At 65.6% G+C, this 22,095-nt stretch carries 19 protein-coding genes; 5 read left to right on the forward strand and 14 right to left on the reverse strand.

All coding sequences use genetic code 11. The annotated features are described in order from the left end of the window. Positions 1-23 precede the first annotated feature (23 nt). Positions 24-896, forward strand: a complete 873-nt coding sequence (locus tag LK12_RS20340; RefSeq protein ID WP_039288341.1) for a LysR family transcriptional regulator — start codon at positions 24-26, stop codon at positions 894-896. Between the two features lie 30 nt (positions 897-926). Then, positions 927-1,688 carry an SDR family NAD(P)-dependent oxidoreductase gene (locus LK12_RS20345; protein WP_039288344.1) on the forward strand — a complete coding sequence of 254 codons (762 nt, stop codon included), beginning with the start codon at positions 927-929 and terminating at the stop codon, positions 1,686-1,688. 372 nt (positions 1,689-2,060) lie between these two features. Here LK12_RS20345 and LK12_RS20350 read toward each other — a convergent pair whose 3' ends face one another. The 10 genes from LK12_RS20350 to LK12_RS20395 all read right to left on the reverse strand — a co-directional run bounded on the left by LK12_RS20350 (position 2,061) and on the right by LK12_RS20395 (position 14,941). Beyond that, positions 2,061-3,095, reverse strand: coding sequence for a zinc-binding dehydrogenase (locus LK12_RS20350; RefSeq protein ID WP_039288346.1), 1,035 nt, complete (start codon positions 3,093-3,095; stop codon positions 2,061-2,063). Continuing rightward, positions 3,092-4,093, reverse strand: a complete 1,002-nt coding sequence (locus LK12_RS20355) for an LLM class flavin-dependent oxidoreductase (protein ID WP_039288348.1) — start codon at positions 4,091-4,093, stop codon at positions 3,092-3,094. The genes LK12_RS20350 and LK12_RS20355 overlap by 4 nt, the downstream gene beginning before the upstream one ends. After that, a complete protein-coding gene (locus LK12_RS20360; protein ID WP_039288351.1) occupies positions 4,090-4,593 on the reverse strand; it encodes a nuclear transport factor 2 family protein in 504 nt (167 codons plus the stop codon). Before LK12_RS20360 ends, LK12_RS20355 begins: the two co-directional genes overlap by 4 nt. A 4-nt stretch (positions 4,594-4,597) precedes the next feature. After that, positions 4,598-5,431, reverse strand: a complete 834-nt coding sequence (locus LK12_RS20365; protein ID WP_231568429.1) for an SDR family NAD(P)-dependent oxidoreductase — start codon at positions 5,429-5,431, stop codon at positions 4,598-4,600. Positions 5,432-5,524: 93 nt separating this feature from the next. Beyond that, the gene (locus LK12_RS20370; RefSeq protein WP_052223644.1) at positions 5,525-9,001 is read right to left on the reverse strand and encodes an indolepyruvate ferredoxin oxidoreductase family protein; all 3,477 of its coding nucleotides are present in this window, start codon (positions 8,999-9,001) and stop codon (positions 5,525-5,527) included. Between the two features lie 218 nt (positions 9,002-9,219). Continuing rightward, positions 9,220-10,239: a DUF2889 domain-containing protein gene (locus tag LK12_RS20375; RefSeq protein WP_039288359.1), complete on the reverse strand. Its 1,020-nt coding sequence runs from the start codon at positions 10,237-10,239 to the stop codon at positions 9,220-9,222. A 31-nt stretch (positions 10,240-10,270) separates the two neighbouring features. After that, entirely contained in the window at positions 10,271-11,308 is a 1,038-nt protein-coding gene (locus LK12_RS20380; RefSeq protein WP_039288362.1) for an NADP-dependent oxidoreductase, read from the reverse strand. Beyond that, positions 11,305-12,627, reverse strand: coding sequence for a cytochrome P450 (locus LK12_RS20385; protein WP_039288365.1), 1,323 nt, complete (start codon positions 12,625-12,627; stop codon positions 11,305-11,307). The genes LK12_RS20380 and LK12_RS20385 overlap by 4 nt, the downstream gene beginning before the upstream one ends. 1 nt (position 12,628) lies before the next feature. After that, positions 12,629-13,441 carry an SDR family NAD(P)-dependent oxidoreductase gene (locus LK12_RS20390; protein WP_039288368.1) on the reverse strand — a complete coding sequence of 271 codons (813 nt, stop codon included), beginning with the start codon at positions 13,439-13,441 and terminating at the stop codon, positions 12,629-12,631. 21 nt (positions 13,442-13,462) lie between these two features. Then, on the reverse strand, positions 13,463-14,941 hold the full coding sequence (locus tag LK12_RS20395) for an aldehyde dehydrogenase family protein (RefSeq protein ID WP_269430670.1): 1,479 nt from the start codon (positions 14,939-14,941) through the stop codon (positions 13,463-13,465). Positions 14,942-15,149: 208 nt separating this feature from the next. Between LK12_RS20395 and LK12_RS20400 the strand changes: the two genes are divergently transcribed. Next, the gene (locus LK12_RS20400; protein WP_039289580.1) at positions 15,150-16,601 is read left to right on the forward strand and encodes an NAD-dependent succinate-semialdehyde dehydrogenase; all 1,452 of its coding nucleotides are present in this window, start codon (positions 15,150-15,152) and stop codon (positions 16,599-16,601) included. A 136-nt stretch (positions 16,602-16,737) separates the two neighbouring features. Continuing rightward, positions 16,738-17,631, forward strand: a complete 894-nt coding sequence (locus LK12_RS20405) for a fumarylacetoacetate hydrolase family protein (protein WP_052223645.1) — start codon at positions 16,738-16,740, stop codon at positions 17,629-17,631. Positions 17,632-17,782: 151 nt separating this feature from the next. On the opposite strand, the gene LK12_RS20410 is transcribed toward LK12_RS20405, so the two are convergent. Beyond that, positions 17,783-18,109 carry a WYL domain-containing protein gene (locus tag LK12_RS20410; RefSeq protein WP_052223646.1) on the reverse strand — a complete coding sequence of 109 codons (327 nt, stop codon included), beginning with the start codon at positions 18,107-18,109 and terminating at the stop codon, positions 17,783-17,785. Between the two features lie 169 nt (positions 18,110-18,278). Here LK12_RS20410 and add point away from each other — a divergent pair, with 169 nt between their 5' ends. After that, positions 18,279-19,406: an adenosine deaminase gene (add, locus tag LK12_RS20415; RefSeq protein WP_052223647.1), complete on the forward strand. Its 1,128-nt coding sequence runs from the start codon at positions 18,279-18,281 to the stop codon at positions 19,404-19,406. A gap of 3 nt (positions 19,407-19,409) precedes the next feature. Here add and LK12_RS20420 read toward each other — a convergent pair whose 3' ends face one another. The 3 genes from LK12_RS20420 to LK12_RS20430 all read right to left on the reverse strand — a co-directional run bounded on the left by LK12_RS20420 (position 19,410) and on the right by LK12_RS20430 (position 22,040). Beyond that, positions 19,410-20,252 (reverse strand): DUF2182 domain-containing protein, encoded by an 843-nt coding sequence (locus tag LK12_RS20420; RefSeq protein ID WP_039288373.1) that lies wholly within the window; start codon positions 20,250-20,252, stop codon positions 19,410-19,412. Beyond that, positions 20,252-20,884 (reverse strand): DUF1326 domain-containing protein, encoded by a 633-nt coding sequence (locus LK12_RS20425; protein WP_039288376.1) that lies wholly within the window; start codon positions 20,882-20,884, stop codon positions 20,252-20,254. Before LK12_RS20425 ends, LK12_RS20420 begins: the two co-directional genes overlap by 1 nt. A gap of 103 nt (positions 20,885-20,987) precedes the next feature. Then, entirely contained in the window at positions 20,988-22,040 is a 1,053-nt protein-coding gene (locus LK12_RS20430) for a hypothetical protein (protein ID WP_039288379.1), read from the reverse strand. Positions 22,041-22,095: the final 55 nt, after the last annotated feature.

Here is a 22,095-nt window from a genome sequence, read left to right on the forward strand (position 1 = left end):
GCAGTTCATCATAGACAGTGTCTATGATTGACCAGTATCTGCTGCGCTACTTCCTGGCCGTTGCCGAAACCGGAAATTTCAGCCGGGCCGCCAAGCGGGTCAGTGTGACGCAGCCTACGCTTTCATCGGGCATTGCCAAGCTCGAACGCGAACTCGGCGCACGGCTTTTCGACCGCGACCGCAAGGGCGTGGCGCTCACGCCCGCAGGCAGCCGCTTCCTCGTGCGGGCGCGCAGGATCGCTGCCGAATACGAACACGCGCTGGTCGAACTGAGCGAAGTAACCGACCCCACGCTGCTGCGCATCGGCGTACTCGGGACCATTCCCACGCGGCTGGTCGAGAGCTGGCTGGAACAGCACCGCGCCCTCGGCTCGGGCGAGGCGCTGGAAATCCTGGACGGCAACGAACGCGACATTTCCGAGCGCCTGGAACGCGGCCGGATCGATGTGGCGCTCACCGTGGTGCGCCCGCATCATGCGCGGTTCCATCCCGAGATGCTCGCGGACGAGCGCTACATGATGGTGCTGCCGCGCGACCACACGCTGGCGGACGAGGACGAAGTGATGGCCGAACAGCTCGCGCGCGACCGCATGGCTCTGCGCCGCCACTGCGAGGCCCTGCCGGAGATCAACCGCTTCTTCGTCGCGCGCGGCGTGCGCCCGCGCTTCGTGCTCAAGACCACCAGCGACGAGCGGGTGCTGGCGGTCGTGCGCGCCGGGGCAGGGGTGGGCATGATGCCCGAATGCTTCGCCGAGCCGACGGTCCGTTTCGTGCCGGTCAAGGATTTCGAACTCACGCGCAGCATAGGACTGCTCCATGCCAGTGATGCGCATATCGCCCAGGCGCGATCCAGTCCGTTCATCGCTCTTGTCCGCCGGCACTACGGCAAGGCATGAAGCACGCTTGATCAGTGCGAGGAGAAATTGATGCTGCAACCTGCAGACATGACCGGAAAGGTGGCGCTCGTCACCGGTGCGGCAGCTGGCCTTGGCCGGGCGACCGCCCTGCGCCTCGCCGCGGTCGGTGCCAGCGTTGCCATTGCCGACATCGACTCGGAAGGATTGGCCGAAACCGCCGAACAGATCCGCGCCGGCGGCGGCAAGGCGCTGCGGCTGATCCTCGACCTGGCGGACCGGGCCAACTGCGACCGGGCCGTGGCGGCGACGCTGGCCGAATACGGCCGGCTCGACGCCCTGTGCAACGTAGCCGGCGTGATGAAGCCGGGACCTACGCCGGAATTCTCCGACGAGGCCTGGGACCTGACGATGAAGGTCAACCTCGAGGCGCCGTTCTTCATGATCCGCGCCAGCCTGCCGCACCTGCTCGACAGCCACGGCGCCATCGTCAACGTGACTTCGTGCGCTGCCTTCCAGGGGCAGGCCTACTTCGCCGCCTACTGTGCCACCAAGGCCGGTCTCACCAACATGACCAAGGCCCTGGCCATGGAGTATATGAAGGCGCCGATCCGCATCAACGCCGTGGCACCGGGCGGGATGATGACCGGGCTTGTCGGCGGGATGGCGGCGCTGGCGGACTGCGACCAGGACCTGATCGGGCGCATCGGTTCCCCGCGCGGTCTGTGCGAGATCGAAGACGTGGCGGAAACGGTGGCGTTCCTCGCCACCCCCGCAGCGCGGTCCTATCACGGCGCCTGCATCAACATCGACGCCGGCGTGACGGCGGACTAGAGAATCTTGCAGCAAGACCCGTTCGTGTCGAGCGAAGTCGAGACACGCCAGGATCGCGCTATCCTGTCTCGACTTCGCTCGACACGAACGGCGGTGCTCCAAACTTTACGTGCTTGTTCTAATCGCTCTTCGGCAGCAGCGCCACCATGTCGGCCTCCCCTGATTGGTTGCCATGATGACTGCAAGCTGCGGGTCCGACCATCTCCTGATCACTTCAAATCGAGATTCACTTCAATCCCAGTCGTCATCCCCGCGCAGGCGGGGATCCCGCTTTTTCACAGCACAGCGTTGGAACAGGAAGCGTCGCCCCCGCTTGCGCAGGGGCGACGGAGCGGGGGCTAGACTGCACTTCCGCCGCGCGGGCCGCATCACCTAGAGCAGGCGCGGATCGACCACCGTGCGCACCGGCGTTCCCGGCCCCGAAAGGTTGGCAATGGCGTCGGCCACGCCACCAAGCCCGACGCGGCCACCCAGCCATGGCGTGACGTCGAGCCGCCCGTCGGCAATGCTGCGCAGCGCGAGATCCATGTCCTGCGGTTCCTCCCCGCCGGCGAACTGGATGTTGAGCCGCTTGTTTTGCGCCGCGAAGACGAACAGCGCCTCCTGCTCCATGCAATAACCGCCCATGACGATACGCCCGTCGAAGGGCGCCGCCTCGACGATCCGCTGCAACATGCCTGGCACGCCGACGTTCTCGTAGATCAGGTTGACCCGGCGCCCGCCGAAATCGGGCAGCGGACCATAGGGATCGGTCTCGCGCGGATCGATGGCGATGTGCGCCCCGGCCTTGAGCGCAAGGTCCCGCCGGTCGGCGTAGAAGTCCGCGGCGACAATCGGCCCCACGCCCATCATCGCAAGACCCGCGATCACCCCTAGCCCGATCGCCCCGCATCCCAGTACCAGCGCCGCATCGCCCTTCTCGGGTCGCCCACGCCGGGCATGCTCAAGGCCGACCGCAAGCGGTTCAATCATCGCTGCGTGATCGTCCGGCAGGCCCTCTGGAATTTCGAGCAGGAAGTCCTCGTCGAGCAGCATCAGCTCGCCGCAACCGCCCGGGCATTCGTGGCTGAAGCCGACGACGGCGTGGGTCCCGCCCTGCCGCATGATCGGAACCGACGTGACGCGCCGCCCGGTCTTCACGCTGCGGCGGCTGTCCGGTCCGTAATCGAGAACTTCGCCGACGAATTCATGCCCGGGCACGAAAGCGCGCTCGTAATGCAACGCCGCATAGGGACCGCCCATCTTGCGCGACAGGTCGATCACGTTCTGCCCGCCCGAAATGAAGTGCGCGTCGGAGGCACAGAGCCCACAGGAGTGCGTGCGCACCAGCGCCTGCCCCTTGCCCGGTTCGGGATCGGGCAGCTCGCGGACGAGAACCAGCCCGTTCTCGACGCAGGCCGCCTTCAAGACGCGATCGCCTGCTTGAGATCCGGCATGACCTGCTCCAGCAGGTTGAGGCTCTTCCAGCCTTCTGCCGGCGAAAGGCCGCCGAGAAGCGGCTGAAAGCCGACATTCCCGCCTTCCATGCCCTGCACCTTCTCCAGCAGCATTTCCGGCGTCCACGCCGCGAACAGGCCCGCCTGGCGCAGGACGGACGGTTCGGTCAGGCCCTTGAACGGCGAGTTCGACGCATCGCCTTCCTGCTCGGCCCACTTGGCATATTCGGTGACGACATGGACCGCATGCGGCGCAATGGCATCCCAGCCGGCATTCGGATCCTCGCACAAGTGGATCGCCAGCGGCATCCCCGGCCGGGGGCGGAAGTAGGTCCGCGGCTTGTGTCCGAGACGCGCGCATTCGGAAAGGTAGAGATCGACCAGTTCGCCTTTCATCGGCCCGAAGCCGACACCGAACTTCGCCGCGCGCCTTGCCGAGGCCGGCACGCCGCCCCCGACCATGACGATATCCTCCGGTTCCTGCACCGGCAGCGGCCGGGTGAAGATCGGGCGCCCGTCATGCTCGAACCGCTCGCCCCTGAGCGCACGCAGGATGATCTCGAGGCCCGAGTCCATCAGCCTCGCCCGGTCCTTCAGCGACTTTTGAAACATCGCGAATTCGCTGGGCACATAGCCCGCACCGAAGATCACGTTAATTCGGCCGTTCGACATGTTGTCGGCCACGGCGATCTGCTCGGCCAGTTCGACCGGATCGTGCAGCGGCAGGATCACCGCGCCCAACAGGAAGCGGATGCGCCTGGTCACCGCCGCCATGCCCCCGGCCAACACGAAGGGCTGCGGCAGATAGCCGTCCTCCGAACCGTGGTGCTGCATCAGGCCGATCTGGTCGACGCCGATGCGGTCCGCCAGTGCTGCCATCTCGACGGCGGCGCCATAGAGATCGGGCGTCGGCGCCGCCCAGTCGGGCGAGCGCATGTCGAACGAGACGGAAATCTTGATGTCTTTCACCGGGCGGCTCCCAAGGCAGCATAGGACGGATCTTGCAGGTCGCGCTTGGCCCATTGATGGTGATTCATCGGCGTGACCTCACGGATGGAATCGTAGTCGATCACGGTGTCGCGGTGGTCGATGCGCCACGTGCCGTCGCGCTTCGACCAGCGGTCGCAGTAGCGCGCCCATATTTCCATCAGCATCATCCTGCCGTCGCGCTCCATGCGCAACGTGGCCGTTACGTAGGCCTCGCTGCCGGCGCGCTCTCCATCGAGCACGATGTTGATGTTGGAGACCTGATGCGAGTGGGCGATCAGGTGGGTGTGCGCCTCGCAGATCCAGTCGATCGCGCCGCGCCCGGTACCGCGATAGCCGGTCGGGCCATAGTCGGCGGTGGCGTCCTCGTGGAACACCGAATGGCCGAGCGGCACGTCGAGCCGGTCGACGCTGCGGCAATAGCGATAGATCTGCTCTGTGATCGCGAACTTCTCTGCGATCTGTTCGATGGTGTCGGTCATGGCGCTACTCCTTTGCAGCATAGGCGGCAGCCATGGCGGCAAAGCCCCGGATACGTTCGCGGCGTTGTGCCGCTGAGGTCGCGGACATCTTCGCTTCGTCGTCGGCTTCGTCCCAATTGCAGACCGGGCCGAACGGCAAGCGCTCTAGGCCCAGGCGCGCCACATCGTCGGGATCGGCCAAGCCTGCGGGAATGGCCATACCGCGCGCTTCCATGAGTTCGCGGTGCGCCGGCGTATCGGTACGGCCGATGACATAGGAGAGCACGTCGACACCGTGCGGTTCGAGTTCGGCCCAGAGCGCTTCGCACAGGACCAGATCGAAGGCCTTGCTGGCGGCATAGACACCGATGCCGGGAAGACCGCCGTAACAGGCCCCCGAACCGACAACCATCAGCCCACCCCGGCCACGTTCGCGCATGGGAGCGCCGAAGGTGTGGAGCGCGCGCATGACCGTCATCACGTTGCGCCCGGCGAGAGCATCCCAGTTGGCAATATCGTTGTCGAGGAACATCGATCCGTTGGGATCGGCACCGGCATTGAGGATCAGCAACCCGACTTCGCGATCGCCTGCCGCCTGCCGCAATTGCTGCGCAGCATTTTCCGCGGCGAGATCGATCGACGCGGTCACGCATTCCACGCCGTGTGCGGCGCGCAGTTCCATTGCGAGCTGTTCGAGCGGCCCTTGGCGCCGGGCGACCAGAATGAGGTTCAGGCCCTTTTCGGCGAGCTGCCGCGCGAAGGAAGCGCCGGTCCCTTCCGAAGCTCCGGCGATGAGCGCCCAGGGTCCGTATCGCCTGGCGACTTGCGCATTGTCCATGTTCTCTCCCGGGTCTGGCATCAGGGACGACTCTCCGTTGCGAGAGAGGTGCGTCAATTTGCCCGAAGGGACAAACCCGGCCCGGGATTTACCGCCCCAGCGGAACGCGTGCGTTCAGGCGGGTTCCACTATGCGCTCCACCGAAGCCGGGGTGCCGGAGAGCTTCGGCAGAAGCTCGGCCACCCGCGCCCGGTAGGCCTCGACACCTTCGTCCTTCACCGGGCCGAAGCCGGCTATCAGGTCTGCCGAAGCGGCCAGTTCGATGGCGACCGGCATGGTTTCGGCCGTGACCTTGTCGGCGACCTCCTCCACCAGAGCGCGGTATTCGCCGATGAGGGCACGTTCCATGCGGCGCTCGGCCGTGTAGCCGAACGGATCGAAAGGCGTACCGCGCAACCCCTTGAGCTTGGCCATCAGGCCGAAGACCGGGAATATCCAGGAACCGAAGGCGATCTTGCGCGGGCGGCCGGTCTTGTGGTCCTTGCGGAAGGCCAGCAGCGGCGGCGCCAGATGGACCTTGAGCTTGGGATCGCCGGCAAAGGTATCGGCAAGCCCCTTGCGGAAGGCAGGATCGGTATAGAGCCGGGCGACCTCGTACTCGTCCTTGTAGGCCATGAGCTTGCCCAGACCGCGTGCGATCTCGGCCATCAGCGGCTCGCACTCGCCCAGCCCGCGCGATTGCAGCTTGCCGGCAATTTCATCGAGGAAAGCGCGGTATTGGGCCGCATAGGCCTCGTCCTGCCACTGCGTCAGGCGGCGCGAGCGGCTTTCGACGATCTCGGCATAAGTCCGCGGAATGGCAGGCCCGTCCGCCGAGGTGTCCGCCAGCGCGAACAGGTCGTCAGCACCCGCCGCTGCCAGCCGGCCGAGCGACAGTGCGGCCAGGTTGGCCTTCGCGGCGACGCCATTGAGGCGCACAGCTTCCTCGATCGAATCCAGCCCGACCGGGAGCAGGCCCTTCTGCGCCGCGAAGCCGACCATCATCAGGTTGGTGAAGATCGAATCCCCCAGCAGCCGCGTCGCCAGCGAGCCGGCGCGCAGCGAGGCGATATTGGCGGGATCGACACGCTTGCCGATGGCCGAAAGGAAACGCGTGGCGGTAAGATCGAGATTGCGGTTGCGCTGGAACTCACCGGTGGGAACCACGTCCTCGTTCGCCAGCACTTGGGTGTCGGGCCGCGCCATGCCCAGCACGTCCGGCCCGGACCCGACGACGAGGTCGCAGGCGATGATCACGTCAGCCTGACCCGTGCCGAGCCGCGCCGAGGGGATCGCGGCGGTATCGGCACCGATGCGCAAGTGGCTGGTGACCGCGCCGCCCTTCTGCGCCATGCCGGTCTGGTCGAGCACCTTGGCGGCCTTGCCCTCGAGGTGCGCGGCCATGGCGAGAATCGCGCCGACCGTCAGCACGCCGGTGCCGCCGATGCCGGTGACCAACATCGCGCGCGGCCCCTCCGACACGTCGAGCACCGGAGGAACCGGCAGCTTCGCGACCATCTGCTGCAGCGCGGCCTCATCCATGCTGCGCTTCGCCAGCGTTCCTCCCGACACCTCGACGAAGCTGGGGCAGAAGCCCTTGATGCAGGAATAGTCCTTGTTGCAGGTCGACTGGTCGATGGCACGCTTGCGACCGAATTCGGTCTCGATCGGGGTGATCGAAAGACAGTTCGACTGCACCGAGCAGTCGCCGCAGCCCTCGCAGACCGCCGGGTTGATCCAGAGCCGCTTGTCGGGATCGGGGTACTTGCCCTTCTTGCGGCGGCGGCGCTTTTCGTTGGCGCAAGTCTGGTCGTAGACGAGCGCCGTCGTGCCCTTCAGCTCGCGCAGTTCGCGCTGTACCGCGTCGAGTTCGTCGCGGAACAGGACGCGCACGCCCCTGGGCAGATCGGAGGCCGAGAAACGATCGGGGTCCTCGCTGAGAACGACGACCGGCGATACGCCCTCGGCGACCAGTTCATGGACGATCTGCTCGACCGTCAGCGAGCCTTCGGCGGGCTGGCCACCGGTCATGGCGACGGCGTCGTTGAACAGGATCTTGAACGTGACGTTGCTCTTCGCGGCCACGGCGGCGCGGATCGTCAGCAGACCGGAGTGCGTATAGGTCCCGTCACCCAGGTTCTGGAACATGTGCGGCGTTTCCACGAAGCTCTGCGCGCCGACCCAGGGCATGCCTTCCTGCCCCATCGAGACGGTCTGCATCGTGTTGCGCTCGGGCATGTAGTGGGCAAGGCCGTGACAGCCGGTAGCGCCCATCGCGGCGGAGCCTTCGGGCACCACCGTCGAAGTGTTGTGCGGACAGCCCGAGCAGAAATAGGCCGGGCGGATCGCGGTGAGCGCAAGCGTCTTGGCGCTGCCTTCGAGATCGCGCAGCGTTGCATCACGCGCGGCCACTTCGTCGGACAGGATGCCCAGCCCGGCCAGCCGCCCGACGAGCGCGGCGCGCACCGAACCGGGATCGAGCACGCCGATCTCGGAGAGCAGCTTCGCGCCGTCGGGTTCGTGCTTGCCTGAGATCGCGGGGGCATTCGCGGTGCCGTAGAAGATGCGCGCGATCTGCTCTTCGATGAACGCACGCTTTTCCTCGACCACCATGATCTCGGCACTGCCGCCGCAGGCTTGCCGGACGAAAGCCGTGTCAAGCGGCCAGACGAGGCCCAGCTTGACGACGCGCAGGCCGATGGCCCGGCACTTCGCCTCGTCCAGTCCGAGATCGGCGAGCGCCTGGCACACGTCGAGCCAGGCCTTGCCGGCGGTCACGATTGTCATCTTGCGCTCGGGCGCGTCATGACTGACGCGGTCGATCGGGTTGAGCGCGGTGAACTGCGGCACGATGGGCAGGCGCTGTTCGATCACCGCCTGCTCCTGCTGCAGCGCCGACATCGCAATGCGCAGGTTGGGCGAGGCCCCTTCGGGCAGCTCGGGCAGAGCTATCGGGAACTCATGGCCCGGCAGCGTGACGGTAGTCGTGAGGTCGAGCGTGTCGGTCACCGTCTTCATGCCGACATAGAGACCGCTGACCCGCGAGAGGGCCCAGCCGTATTGCCCGAACGAAAGGATCTCGTCGGTCGTCGCCGGATAGAGTACCGGCGTCATCGCCGTGACCAGCACGTGTTCCGACTGGTGCGCGGTGAGGGAGGACTTGGCCGCGTGATCGTCGCCGCACAGCAACAGCGCGCCGCCGTTCCTGTGGGTGCCTTCGAAGTTGGCGGCCTTGATCGCCTCGCCCGCGCGCTCGACGCCGACGCCCTTGGCGTACCACATGGCAAAGACGCCATCGACGCGGGCCTTGCCGTACCAGTCGAGTTGCTGGGTCCCGCGCACCGAAGTGGCTGCCAGTTCCTCGTTGAGACCGGGCTCGAAGCGGATATCGTGTTCCGTGAGCAGCTTCTCGCTCGCCCACAGCTGCGCATCGAGCGTGGTGATCGGCGAGCCGCGATAGCCGGTGATATACCCCGCCGTTTTCAGTCCTGCCGCCTTGTCGCGCCGGGCCTGGTCGAGCAGCAGGCGCACGACGCCCTGCAGTGCCGAGAGCATGACCTGCCCCGATTCCTGCGTGTACTTGTCATCGAGTGTGACGACCGATTTCGTCAACGCATTCCCCCGCGGGTTTCTGGTTATGCGCCGGGCTTTTCAGATGGAAGCGCCCTGCGCAAGCGCCCCGCGCCGCTTGCGCAGCAGCGGTCAATTGGGGTTGCGGGAGAGAACGGAAACGCAGCGTGGGAAGCCCTCCCCGCTGCGACTAGCCGGACCTCCCGGCCCGCCAAGTCTCGCTCACCTCCCGCATGCGGGAGGGGCTGGGGGTGGGCTTTCTACGACTGAAGCTCGGCCACCAGCTCCGGCACATCGGCCAGGGCCCGCAGGGCGTCGTTGAGGTGGGTGCAGCCTTCCGGTCCGCGAAGCTGCGCCAGAACTTCGTCGCGAATGTCGGGAAGCTTGCGGCCCACCAGCCGCTGCGTGTTGGCCATTGCGCCCGGACACTCGGAGAAGGGCAGAATGCGCGCTTCCGGCTCGAGCGTGAGCAGTTCCAGCGTCTCCAGATCGGCAGTCGCCCGCACGAGATATTCGTGGATCGCGATGCGCCCGCCGTCGGGCTTGGCAGCACTGTCCTGAAACGCGGAATCGATGCGCAGCACGCCAGCGGCTTCATCGCGAGTGACATCGATGCGACGGGCACGGCGAAAACCTGGGCCTTCATGGTCCGAAAGGCTGTGCCAGCCATGAGGGTCCTCGGGATTGCGCACATCGCCCGCATCCGCGTCGGCCACATTCCTGGGCGGGCCGCCGGGCTGCACGCCGCTGTGGCCTTCCTGCAGCCCCCAACAGACGTTGACCCGCTGGCTCATCATCTTGTCGTGCTCTTCCTCGCCGATGCGCTGACGCAGCTTCTCGGCCCAGTCGGGATACCACTGCGACCAGGCGAAGGCCGAAACCAGCGCCGCGCCGGAAAGGTCGTCCAGCACCAGATAGAGCGGATGCGCCTGTGCGATCAGATCGGGCATCACTTCGCGCAGCAGCATGCGCAGATGGCCGCCGGCCCTTGCGCCTACCAGTTGGGACAGACCCTCGGGCGCAGGATCGGCCTCGATCGCGGTGATCGTCTTGTCTTCCTTCAACCGGGCGCGGTAGCTGCCCTCTGCAACCGTGCGCGGCGTACCGCCCCCGGCGGGCGTCACCGCGTCGCGCGCGGCACCGATGAAAAGACGCTGCCCCTCGATCCCGTCGGGCCAGGAAACGTCGATGCTGGTGGTGCGGCGCACCGAATTGGCTGGGCGGCGTGGCGCCGGATTGGCCGTCTCGCGCGGAGGCGGAGGCAGAGTCTCTATGTCCATGCCTACAAGCTGGCCTCTGGGCGAATGTCAATCAAGTCTCGGGTGCAATGCGCACCAGCAGCTTGCCGACGTGGTCATGCCCTGAAAACACGCTGGAGAAGGCTTCCGGCACCGCGTCGATGCCGTCGACGAGGGACTCGGGGAAGCGGACCTTGCCCTCCTTAATCCACCCGGCGATGTCGTCCAGGCCCTTCTGCCCGGCGAAGATGCCGGCAAATCCCTTGATCTCCAGCCCTTTCGCCATGATGTGCCGGTAGAAGCCGGGCAGGTGATCCGGCCCCGGCCCTTCCATGCCCACGCCGTAGTAGGCGATGAAGCCGCACATCGGCATGCGCGCGCCGCGCTTGAGCAAGGGCAGCACGGCCAAAGTCACATCGCCGCCGACATTCTCGAAATAGACGTCCGCCCCTTCGGGCAGTGCCGCCTTGAGCTGATCGGCGAAGTCCGGCTCCTTGTAGTCGGCCACGGCATCGAAGCCGAGATCGAGCAGCGCCTTGCACTTGGCCTCGCCTCCGGCAATGCCCACCGCGCGGGCGCCGAGTGCCTTGGCGATCTGCCCCGCCATCGAACCGACCGCGCCTGCCGCGGCGGATACGACTATGGTCTCGCCCGCCTTGAGCCTGCCGACGTTGACCACGCCTTCATAGGCCGTTTGCCCCGGTCCGCCGAGCGCGCCGAGCGCGGTCGAGACCGGCGCCAGCGACGGATCGAGCTTGCGCGGCGGACCGCGATAGTCCGACTGGTCGGGCGCGACGACGGCATATTCCGCCCAGGCCGTGCGCCCTTCCACGAAGTCGCCGGGGGAATAGTCCGGATGGTTCGATGCCACGACCTTGCAGACCGTGGGCCCGACCATCACCGCGCCCAGATCCATCCGGCTCGCGCCCGAGAGCAGCTTTTCATCGAGCGAAAACCGGATGAGTGGGTCGACGGCAATATAGAGCGTCTGGAGCAGCATCTCGCGCTCGCCCGGCTCAGGCACCGGCACTTGCTCGATGCGGAAGTCGGACGGTTTGGGATTTCCCTTGGCATAGCTGGCCAGCACGACCTGCTTCATCGTGCCGCTCATTTGAGCTTCACGGGTACCGACGTCATGCCGCGATGTTCAAGTCCGCGATACTCGGGTCGTGGGAGTGCCGGATCGTATCTCATGTTCGGGAATCGATCGAGCAGACCGTTGATGGCGACGATCATTTCCTGCCGCGCGACCTCGATGCCAAGGCAGCGGTGCGGGCCGAAGCCGAAGCCCATGTTGGCCGCGCTCTTCTTGCGGAATATGTCGTATTCGCCCGGGCGTTCATAGACAGCAGGATCGTGATTCGCTGCACCGAAGCACAGGAACACCCGCGTCCCCGCCGGCACCATGACCCCTTCCACCTCATAGTCCTGCGTGCACAGGCGCGGCATCATCGGATCGGTACAACGCCAGCGCAGCGATTCCTCCACGGCGGCGTCCACCAGAGAACGATCCTCGCGGCAGGCCTCCCAGAAATGATAGTGCGTCATCAGCGCATCGATGGTGATGCCCAGCTGTCGCCAGGTGGTGCCACCGCCGGCGAAGATCGCCAGTTTGCAGTAACCGAAGATTTCATCCTCGGTGAGCGGACGCCGGTCGCCCGTATCCTCGTCGACGATTTCGGCCGCGATGAGACCGGCGATCAGGTTGTCGCCGGGATTGCGGGTATTCTCGGCGATCAGGTCACGCAGCGTCTGATCGACAATGCGACGCGACTCGGCCGCTTCTTCGGGCGGCAGCTTGGCGGCACCGAATGTCGCACGGGTAAGCTGGTAGCGAAATTCGATCACATCCTCGCCTTCAAGCCCGATCGCGCGGGTGACTGTCGCCATCGGCAGGCGCGCGCACAGCTCGATATTGAGGTCGGCCGATTCCTTGCCCAACTGGCGGTCGAGTAGGGCATCGACGGTTTCCTCGATCCAGCGCTTGTTCCACCAGTCGATCACCTTGGGCCGCTTGAACAGCGGCTGGGCGGCGGAACGCAGGCGCTTGTGCGGCTTGCCCACCATTGACAGGATGGTCGTGCCGATCGTGCGCACGCCCGGGCTCTCGTTGTAGCCCTCCGACGAGAAGATCAGGTTCTCGCGAAAACCAATCTCGCACGCCCTGTAGGAAAAGAACGTCATCGCCTCGCGCGGCGGCCCCAGCGACATCGGCAGTTCGGGCACGCCCAGAAGTTCGCGCAGCGATCCCTTCTGCACCGCGGCCTTATCACGCAGGGCGTTCATGTCGTCGGTATAGTCGCGACTGTTGTCGATACCTGCGTTGGCAGCCTCGTTGTTGACGTCGAACATCTCCGCGTAGCGCGGATTGTCGCTCATCAGCGATGCCAGGGCATTGGAATTCCCATTCGTTACCGGACAGCCTGCCATGTCAGCCTCCTACCTTGCGACCGGCCGTGAAACCGCCGTCGACGGGCAGGTTCACACCGGTAATGTTCGACGCCAGGTCCGAGCAGAGAAACATTGCCGCCGCCGCCGTGTCACGCGGGTCGATCGCGCGTCCAAGCGGGTGCGCCTTGCCCATGCTTTGCAGGATCATGTCACGATGCTCGCTCTCGGGGTCCATGCCCGCATAGTGCGTGAGCATGCCCGCAGGGCAGACCGCATTGACGCGAATGCCCTTGTCGGCAACCTCGATGGCGAGCGCACGGGTCAACTGGACGACAGCGCCCTTGGTGGTGCCATAGATGACGCCGCCATAGCCGGTGAGCCCCGAAACGGACGCGGTGCTGACGATGCTGCCGCCGCCCTTGCCTTCGCTGGCCTGCTTCTCGAACTGCCGGATCGCCGCCTGGCTGCCGTAGATGACGCCGTTGATATTGACGTCTTCCACCCGCTTCATCTCGTCGGGTTCGCATTCCACCAAGCTGCGCAGCCCCTTGCCCGGCACCGGACTGACGGTGATTCCGGCGTTGTTGTAGATCGCGTCGAGACGGCCGAACGTGTCCACCGCCTTCGCAACAGCGGCATCGACCGAGGCCGGATCGGCGACATTGCAGGTCACGGCGACGCACTCGCCACCGGCATCGCGCACCATGGCGGCAGTCTCTTCCGCATTGTCGCCGTTGATGTCGGCGGCGATCACCTTGGCGCCGTGCTCGCTGAACAGCAGACAGGCCGCGCGGCCCACGCCCGAGCCCGCGCCGGTGATGAGCGCCACTTTGCCTTGAACCAATCCTTCCATCATCTCATCCCTTGTCTTGTTTTACCCGCCGATATTGAGCGTGGTCATCATCTGGAATTCGCGCAGGCCCTCGATCCCGCGCTCGCGGCCGATGCCGCTCATCTTGATCCCGCCGCCGCTGGCGTAGCTCGACATCACCGCGCCGTTCACGTTGACCGCGCCGCTGCGGATCTTGAGGCCGACTTCCACCGCCTTGACCTTGTCGGCGCCGTGGACCCAGCCGGACAAGCCAAACTTGCTGTCGTTCGCCATCTCCACGGCATGGTCGAGATCGCGGTAGCCGATCACGCCAACGACCGGCCCGAAGATCTCCTCCTGCGCGGCGGGGTTCTTGTTGTCGGGCAGGTCGAGCACGGTCGGCTCCCAGTAATAGCCCTTGTCCATGCCATCCGGGCGCTTGCCGCCGCAGACCACCTTGCCGCCAGCCTCGACGGCGGCCTGGGTGAAGTGCTCGCAGCGGTCGCGCTGGGCCGCGCTGATGACCGGGCCGAGCTGCGTTTCCGGATCGCTCGCCGGGCCGATCTTCACGCCCGAGAGCATCTTGGCCATGCCTTCGAGCACTTCCGCCTTGTTCTCTTCGGGCACGAAGACGCGTGTGCCCAGCACGCAGCCTTGCCCGGCATGCGAGGTGCAGACGGTGAAGGCCGCCGAAGCCGCGCGGGCGGCCGCATCGGGCAGGTAGATCTGCGCCGACTTGCCGCCCAGCTCGAGGACCAGCCGCTTGAGCGTGGGCGCGGCCTGCTCGGCCACCTTGGCGCCGACGGTGCACGACCCGGTAAAGCTCACCATGTCGACGCGCTCGTCGGTCGTCATGGCAAGACCGCCTTCGAGGCCCTGCTCGACAATCACGTTCATCACGCCCTTGGGCAGCCCTGCCTCGTCCGCGGCCTCGGCAAAGACCATCGAGGAGATCGGTGTCAACGGATTGGGCCGCAGGATCACCGTGTCGCCCGCCATCAGCGCGGGCACGACTTTCCAGAACGCGGTGTAGAACGGCACGTTGTAGGCACTGATCGCGGAGACCACGCCGAGCGGCGACCAGCGCTTGAGGCTCTGAACCACGAAATAGGGGTTCACCCGCTCGTGCATCGGCAGCGGGTTTTCCTCCTGCTCGGGCAGGCGCAGGAACAGGTCGATGATCTCGTCGGTCATGCGCAGCGGCGCATGAACCTGCGCACCCATCACCGTGGAACTGACCGGACAGCCGGCTTCCTTGATCGCGCAGTCCTTGAGCACGTCGGCCCGCTTGCGCAGCGCTTCGCCGTAGCGCGTCATGTAGGCGGCGCGCTCCTTCATCGAGAGACCCGACCAGCCGCCGTCGTCGAAGGCGCGGCGGGCCGCACCAATGGCGGCATCGGCCTGCGCGGCGGAAACGCCCTGCACTTCGGCCACGACCGATTCGTCCGACGGATTCTCAACCTCGAAGCGCGTACCCTCGCCCTTGACAAAGGCGCCATCGATATAGGCTGCGTAGTCCAGCGATCCTCTCCTGCAATTAATTCGTAATCGTGAATTATTATTCGGATGTGAGACTACGCGAGCATGGCTCCTGCGTCAATCGGAGAACCTCGCGCTTGTGCGAGGAGGCAGCGGCTCATGCCCGGCGTAGGTGGGCAGTTGTCACGGCAGGGGGTCGCCCCTATGCCAAGCCCGCAATCGCCATTCTGCGAGAATGGCCGTCAGGATTCAGCAAGGGGACCCTTACGAAATGGCCTACACCGACTTCCTCAAGCAGCAGTGCTACATCGACGGCAAGTGGTGCGACGCCGATTCCGGGGCGACTTTCGACGTCACCGATCCCGGCACCGGCAAGGTACTGGGCACGGTTCCGAAGATGGGCGCGGATGAAACCGCCCGTGCGATTGACGCGGCGGAAGCCGCGCTCCCGGCGTGGCGCGCCAGGACCGCCGGCGAACGTGCCGGCATGATGCGCAAGCTGTTCAACCTGATGATGGAGCATCAGGACGACCTGGGCGAACTGCTCAGCCGCGAACAGGGCAAGCCCTTCGCCGAAGGCAAGGGCGAGATCGTCTATGGCGCCAGCTTCATCGAGTGGTTCGCCGAGGAAGCCAAGCGCGCGTATGGCGACGTGATCCCCAGCCACCAGGGCGACAAGCGCATCGTCGTGATCAAGCAGCCGGTGGGCGTCGTCGCCGCGATCACGCCGTGGAACTTCCCCAATGCGATGATCACCCGCAAGCTCGGCCCGGCCCTCGCCGCGGGCTGCACCATCGTCATCAAGCCTGCCTCGGCCACGCCCTATTCGGCGCTCGCCATCGCCAAGCTGTGCGAGATGGCCGGTATTCCCGCCGGCGTCGTCAATGTCGTCACGGGCAGCGCCGGCCAGATCGGCTCGGCGCTCACGCAGAACCCCAAGGTCGCCAAACTGACCTTCACCGGCTCCACCGAAATCGGCCGCGACCTGCTGCGCGAATGCGCCGACACCATCAAGAAGTGCTCGATGGAACTGGGCGGCAATGCGCCGTTCCTCGTGTTCGACGATGCCGATGTCGACGCCGCCATCGAAGGTGCGATGATTTCCAAGTTCCGCAACGGCGGCCAGACCTGCGTGTGCACCAACCGCTTCTACGTGCAGGACGGCGTCTACGACGAGTTCGTCCAGAAGCTGGCTGCCCGGGTCGAGCAGATGAAAGTCGGCTACTCGATGGACGAAGGCACCGACATCGGCGCGATGATCGACGAGAAGGCCGTCGAGAAGGTCGAGGAACATCTGGAAGACGCCGTTTCGGGCGGCGCCAAGCTGGTCGCGGGCGGCAAGCGCGCTGATCTGGGCGGCACCTATTTCCGCCCCACCGTGGTCTCCGGCGTCACCCCCGATATGAAGCTGGCGCGCGAAGAGACCTTCGGCCCGCTCGCCGGCGTGATCCGCTTCACCGACGAGGCCGATGCCATCCGCATGGCCAACGACACCGAATTCGGCCTCGCCAGCTACTTCTACTCGCGCGACCTCTCGCGCGTGTGGCGCGTGGCCGAAGCGATCGAGGCGGGCATGGTGGGTATCAACACCGGCCTGATCTCGACCACTGTCGCACCGTTCGGCGGCGTCAAGCAGTCGGGCCTCGGCCGCGAAGGCTCGCACTACGGCCTCGATGACTACATGGAGGTGAAGTACCTCTGCATGGGTATCGAACCGGCCTGATCCGCCTCTTGCCCCTCCTCTTCAGAGGAGGGGGGGTATCTGGACGTTAGGGCAACCCTGCCGGACACCCGGCACTTGCCGCCGCCGTGCCCAGCGCCAATGATCCCTCCCAAACACATCGGGAGAGGATGCCGCCATGAAGATTTGCCGCTATCAGGATACACCGGACGGCCCGGTGAAGATCGGCGTCGTGCGCGGCGATCAGGTGCACGACGTGTCGGCAGTGGCGGACATGCTGCCCGACGTGCGCTGGCCCTATCCCGAGGGCGACCTGTTCATCGCCAATCTCGAACGCCTGCGCCCGGTCATGGAAGACCTGGCCGACAAGGCGCCCGGCGTGCCGGTGGAATCGGTGCTGCTGCGCAAGCCCGTCGCCAATCCCGGCAAGTTCCTGTGCGGCGCGGGCAATCACAAGATCGTGCTCGACATGGGCGGCCATCCGCGGCGCATGGGGCTGCTGTTCAAGATGACCAATGCCGCGGCGGGCCCCGCCGACGGCGTCACCCTGCGCTGGCCCGAACGCACGACCTTCCACGAAATGGAAATCGCCATCGTCATCGGCAAGGAAGGGACCGAGATTCCCGCCAGCGAGGCGTTCGACCATATCGCCGGCTATTGCATCGGTCTCGACATGACCATGCAGGGCAGCGAATTTCCCAGCTTCGGCAAGAGCTTCGACACCTATGGCGTGATGGGCCCCTGGCTCACCACCCGCGACGAGATCGCCGATCCCGACAACCTTGCCTATTGCCTCAAGGTCAATGGCGAGGACCGGCAGGTCGACAGCACCGCCAATCTCGTGCTCGGCATTGCCGATCTCGTCGAGCACGCGGCCTCGGTGATGACTCTCCATCCCGGCGACGTGATCTTCTCGGGCACGCCGCCGCGCTCGACCGGCCCCGTCGTTCCCGGCGACGTGATGCACGCGGCCATGGACGGGCTGGGCGAGATGACCGTCAAAGTGTCCGGTGGCCCGGGTCGCAAGACCCCTCTCGAAGGCATGGAGCCGGCAGAACCGGCTGCCGGTTAGCGGTCACCGCTTCAAGCCAGATCACGGGCACGGCGGCAGTCACCCGCCGTTCGTGTCGAGCGAAGTCGAGACACGCATACCCGGCGCTGCCGTGTCTCGACTTCGCTCGACACGAACGGAACGTCAGGTGGGGCAATACCCCGCCCGACGGTCAGGCGTAGACGGAGAGGACTTCTTCGTCCGTTTCGCGCGGCAGGACGTTTTCGTTGGCAGGAAGCGGCTCGAACGCATCCTGCATCATCGCCGTGTTGGAAAGGCCGTCGAGCTTGAAGTGGCCGAGGCGGCGTTCTTCCTCGCTGCGCCAGTTCTTGCGCAGGTTGAGCGCGCTGACGAACAGTTCGCCATGGCGGGAGAACATCCGGTGCGGCGCCAGCAGCATCTCGCCTCCGTTGTACTCGGCACAGATGGTCCGGCGAAGGACGATGGCCTCGATAATCGTACGTTCCTGGGTCACTTGCGTATCACTTGAATTGTGCATCGCAGCATATTGCAAAGACCATGGGGGTCCCGCAACCCGCAAAAAGCCCCGCAGGGACACCCCGTACTGCTCCAATTTCTGGAACGGGGCGTAGCCAATTCGTCGATGGACCGGTGCCAACCCGGCGCCGATAGTGCCCAGATCAGGCGAGGGCCACGGGGACAGCACCATGCTTCACAGACGACAGCTCATCCGCGCCGCGATGGCGGCGCCGCTTGCCTGCGCGCTTCCGGCGTGGGCTCGGGCGGCCACACCGCCCGCCGATGACGAGAGCATGGCGCGCTTCATTGCCGGGCTGCCCAAGGCGGAATTCCACGTCCATCTGGAAGGTACGCTCGAAGCCGAAATGAAGTTCGCGCTCGCCCAGCGCAACGGCCTGTCGCTGCCCTATGCCACGGTCGAGGAGATGAAGCGCAGCTACATCTACCACGACCTGCCGAGCTTCCTGAAGATCTACTACGACGGCATGCAGGTGCTGCTGACCGAGCAGGATTTCTACGATCTCGCCTATGGCTACCTCAGCAAGGCGGCCTCGCAGAACGTGCTCTATGCCGAGATGTTCTTCGATCCGCAGGAACACCTGAAACGCGGTGTTCCCATCGAGGCGGTAATCGGCGGCATCACCCGCGCCCGCGCGGACGCCGCGAAGACCATAGGCATCGAATCGCAGCTGATCCTGTGCTTCATGCGCGATCTCAGCGCCGAATCGGCGATGGAAGCGCTCGATGCCGCGCTACCCCACAAGGACAAGCTGATCGGCGTCGGCCTCGATTCGGACGAGAAGGACAACCCGCCCGAAAAGTTCGCCGAGCACTTCGCCAAGGCACGCGCGGCGGGACTCCACGTGACGATGCACTGCGACGTCAATCAGGAGAACACGCTCGAGCACATCCGCACCGCGCTGGTCGACCTGCAGGCCGAGCGCATCGACCACGGCGGCAACATCGTCCAGTCGCCCGAACTGATGGCGCTGGCCAAGAGCAAGGGCATTCCCTTCACCGTCTGCCCGACTTTCTCCGGCAAGGTCATGGAGGACGGCCATCCGATCAACGCCCTGCGCGAGATGCTCGACGCCGGGCTGAAAGTCTCGGTGAACTCGGACGATCCGGCCTACATGGGCAGCGAATACATCACCGAAGTGCTGGTCCGGGCGCAGAAGGACAGCGCGCTCACGCCGGCCGAACTTGTGCGGATCGAACGCCATGCCTTCGAGACAGCGTGGATACCCGAAGCGCAGCGCGACGGGTATCTGGCAAAGCTCGAAGCCTATGCGCAAGATTGGGGCGTTACGGCGTAAGAGCTAGGCCACGAGGATCCACAAGGCCCACACGAGGCAGACGATCCCGCCGGCAAACGCGATCCCCCGCCCTCCGGGCAGCATCTTCTCCGCCGCGACGATCAGGGTGAGGATCGCGATCCAGGCGATGTTCATCACGCCGCCGACGAAAAGCAGCGCCATCAGCAGCCAGCAGCAACCGATGCAGAAGGCTCCGTGCCGCGCCCCCATCGCAAGCGCACCGCCCTTGCCGGCCCGGTAACTGCGCGAAAGGAACCGCGCCGGGCTGCGGCATTGATGAAGGCAGACATCCTTGAGCGGCGAGAGCTGATAGATGCCGGCGGCAATGAGCACGGCCGCCGACAAGGGCCGGCTGACAGACATCATGTCCATGCCCGCAAGCAGACCGGCAAGTTCGAGCAGCATCTGCAACCCGGTGGCCACGAGCGAAAACAGCCCCCAAACCAGCAGATATCCGGCCAGGAAACTACCGGTCGACGGGATTGCCGTCGTTCCACGGGACGAAGCGGCCCGGACATAGAGCAGGATCATGCGGGCGGCCGAGGGCAGCATCATCGCCACCATCATCACCCACCACATCCAGAACGTCAGCAGGAAGCGCCATACCGACCAGAGCTTTGCGGTCACGGCCCCCGACAAGATGCCGGCACTGCCCATGTCCATGCCCTGCATGCCTGTCAGTCGCGCGCCGTCTTGCGGCAGGAGCGGAGGCAGGAAGAACCCGGGCCTCATGTCCATGCCCGCGCCCGTAGCCAGCCATGCCCATGCCGACAGCGTCAGCACGAAAAGCGATACCACCGACACGGCGCGATGCCGGGCAAGCAGTTCTTCCACGACCGCGTCCATCAGGCGCGCACGACGCCATGGCTATCGAGATGCAGATGCGCGAATTGACCGTAACTGGCGGAATGTTCGAGTTGCATCGGCTGGTAGGAGCGGCTGGTTCCCGAACCGATTTCCGCGACTTCGTACTCGAATCCCTCCGGCAGGTTTATGCGGGCGCGGATCTCGTGCCCGTCGATCGGACTGCGAATCGGTTCACCGTCCATTTCCACGTGCCCGTCGATGCGCAGTTTTCCGGTCCGTCCCTCGACGTCCACGTCGAAGTCGATGGGCAGGAAGCGGGGCTCGTGCATGGTTTCGATCGTGGAGGCGAAGACGGCGAAAACCGTCGCGAAGGGATCGGTATCGCCGCCGGTCATGATCGTGAGCAGGGCATTGCGCTGGGGGACGCTGGCGCGTTCGTCAACGAAGGCCGCGCATTCGCCGTGCCCTTCATGAATCGGTCCCGGCCAGTGGAACACCGCTGCGATGTTCAGGCCGGAAAGGTCGACGTCGCCATGATGGCCCTCGTCGATCGCCATGCCGAAAACCGCCTGGCACTTGCCCTTGTCCGGCAACCCGCCGAACTGGCAGTTACATCCGTACTCACAATTGCAATTGGCGAGTTCTCGTCCCTTGAGCTTCCAGTATGCCATTGCCTCATCTCCCCATGAGCAATGCACGAGTCGCCAAAAAAGGCGACCAAGAAGGATTCTGTTTACCATATTCCGAGCGAGTAGGCTGCCCTGAATCTACGGGTTAGTCCTGAGCGGCGAAGACAGCGCACCATTGCCCGAACAGATGGATGCGTTCCCACAGCAAAGCGCGGGTCCCGGCCATGTTGTGCATGTGCCCCATGCGCGGGCAGACGAACACGTCGATGCTCTTCGCGGACGGGTAGGCGCGCGGCTCGCTGTGCGGGTCCGGCACCAGATCGCGCACGCCCATGGCCGCCAGAACCGGGATCGTGATCGCCGCCGCTTCCGAGGCAACCACACCGGGCGTGAGCGAGGAGCGCGCGGCCCTTTGCGGAATGCGATGCGCATACCACGGGGGCAAAGGGGCCTCGGGATCGATCCCGCGCGCAATGCCCTCGTAATGTGCCAGGTCCTGCTCGACGACGTCGGGAGGCACGTCGTCGTAGTGGAAGCCCCAGGCCACCGCTTCCCAGGCAGCCTGTTCCTGCGCCGCCTGCGCGCCGGTGAGCGCTGCGGCATTGAGCGGCTCGCGGCACTCCTCCAGCGAGGCGTCGCGCGGATACCAGGCAACGACGACCGGTTCGCCTCCCGGCGGCGTCGCGGGATGCGAATGAATGGCGCTGAACCCCAGCACGCCGATGCCGTCGAAGCTGCGGTGCCGCGCCTGCTGGTAGATCAGCAGCCCGCCGCCCAGCGACTGGCCGATACCGATCACGCAGGGGCGCCCGACCGGCGGGTAACCCGGCTCCAGCACGCCATTGGCAAGTCGCATCAGGATCTCGGTCTGCGCGGCATGTGCGGCCGCGGTCAACGCTTCATAGCCCAGGTCTTCCGGATCGATCGCCGAGGTCGCATCGCAGCCCAGCCAGTCGAGCGCGACGAAGATCCAGCCGCGTTCGACATGATAGGCGGCCTGCGCTCCGGCCTTTCCCGCGCCCGGCAAAGCGCAAGTGTAATAGCCGCGCGCATAGCTGCTGCTCGGCACCCCCACGCAGACGATCGGACGTTCGGGCAGCCCCTCGGGCTCGGGCAGCACCACGCTTGCAGCGACTCGCGCCGGCACGCCCAGCCCGACGGCATCGCCGACATCGATGGAAAGCTCTATCTGCCTCAATTGTCTTCCTTCTCCCGATCAAGCGCTTGATGCGTGGATTGACGGCCGCGGGCAA

This window comes from Novosphingobium malaysiense (assembly GCF_000802225.1).
GTDB classification, from domain to species: domain Bacteria; phylum Pseudomonadota; class Alphaproteobacteria; order Sphingomonadales; family Sphingomonadaceae; genus Novosphingobium; species Novosphingobium malaysiense.

What these genes read in the sequence shown, in the direction of transcription:
- LK12_RS20340 (WP_039288341.1), top strand. Translation starts at nt 24, where the DNA reads ATGATTGACCAGTATCTGCTGCGCTACTTCCTGGCCGTTGCCGAAACC.
- LK12_RS20345 (WP_039288344.1), top strand. Translation starts at nt 927, where the DNA reads ATGCTGCAACCTGCAGACATGACCGGAAAGGTGGCGCTCGTCACCGGT.
- LK12_RS20360 (WP_039288351.1), bottom strand. Translation starts at nt 4,593, where the DNA reads ATGACCGACACCATCGAACAGATCGCAGAGAAGTTCGCGATCACAGAG.
- LK12_RS20365 (WP_231568429.1), bottom strand. Translation starts at nt 5,431, where the DNA reads ATGCCAGACCCGGGAGAGAACATGGACAATGCGCAAGTCGCCAGGCGA.
- LK12_RS20375 (WP_039288359.1), bottom strand. Translation starts at nt 10,239, where the DNA reads ATGGACATAGAGACTCTGCCTCCGCCTCCGCGCGAGACGGCCAATCCG.
- LK12_RS20380 (WP_039288362.1), bottom strand. Translation starts at nt 11,308, where the DNA reads ATGAGCGGCACGATGAAGCAGGTCGTGCTGGCCAGCTATGCCAAGGGA.
- LK12_RS20385 (WP_039288365.1), bottom strand. Translation starts at nt 12,627, where the DNA reads ATGGCAGGCTGTCCGGTAACGAATGGGAATTCCAATGCCCTGGCATCG.
- LK12_RS20390 (WP_039288368.1), bottom strand. Translation starts at nt 13,441, where the DNA reads ATGGAAGGATTGGTTCAAGGCAAAGTGGCGCTCATCACCGGCGCGGGC.
- LK12_RS20400 (WP_039289580.1), top strand. Translation starts at nt 15,150, where the DNA reads ATGGCCTACACCGACTTCCTCAAGCAGCAGTGCTACATCGACGGCAAG.
- LK12_RS20405 (WP_052223645.1), top strand. Translation starts at nt 16,738, where the DNA reads ATGAAGATTTGCCGCTATCAGGATACACCGGACGGCCCGGTGAAGATC.
- LK12_RS20410 (WP_052223646.1), bottom strand. Translation starts at nt 18,109, where the DNA reads ATGCACAATTCAAGTGATACGCAAGTGACCCAGGAACGTACGATTATC.
- add (WP_052223647.1), top strand. Translation starts at nt 18,279, where the DNA reads ATGCTTCACAGACGACAGCTCATCCGCGCCGCGATGGCGGCGCCGCTT.
- LK12_RS20420 (WP_039288373.1), bottom strand. Translation starts at nt 20,252, where the DNA reads ATGGACGCGGTCGTGGAAGAACTGCTTGCCCGGCATCGCGCCGTGTCG.
- LK12_RS20425 (WP_039288376.1), bottom strand. Translation starts at nt 20,884, where the DNA reads ATGGCATACTGGAAGCTCAAGGGACGAGAACTCGCCAATTGCAATTGT.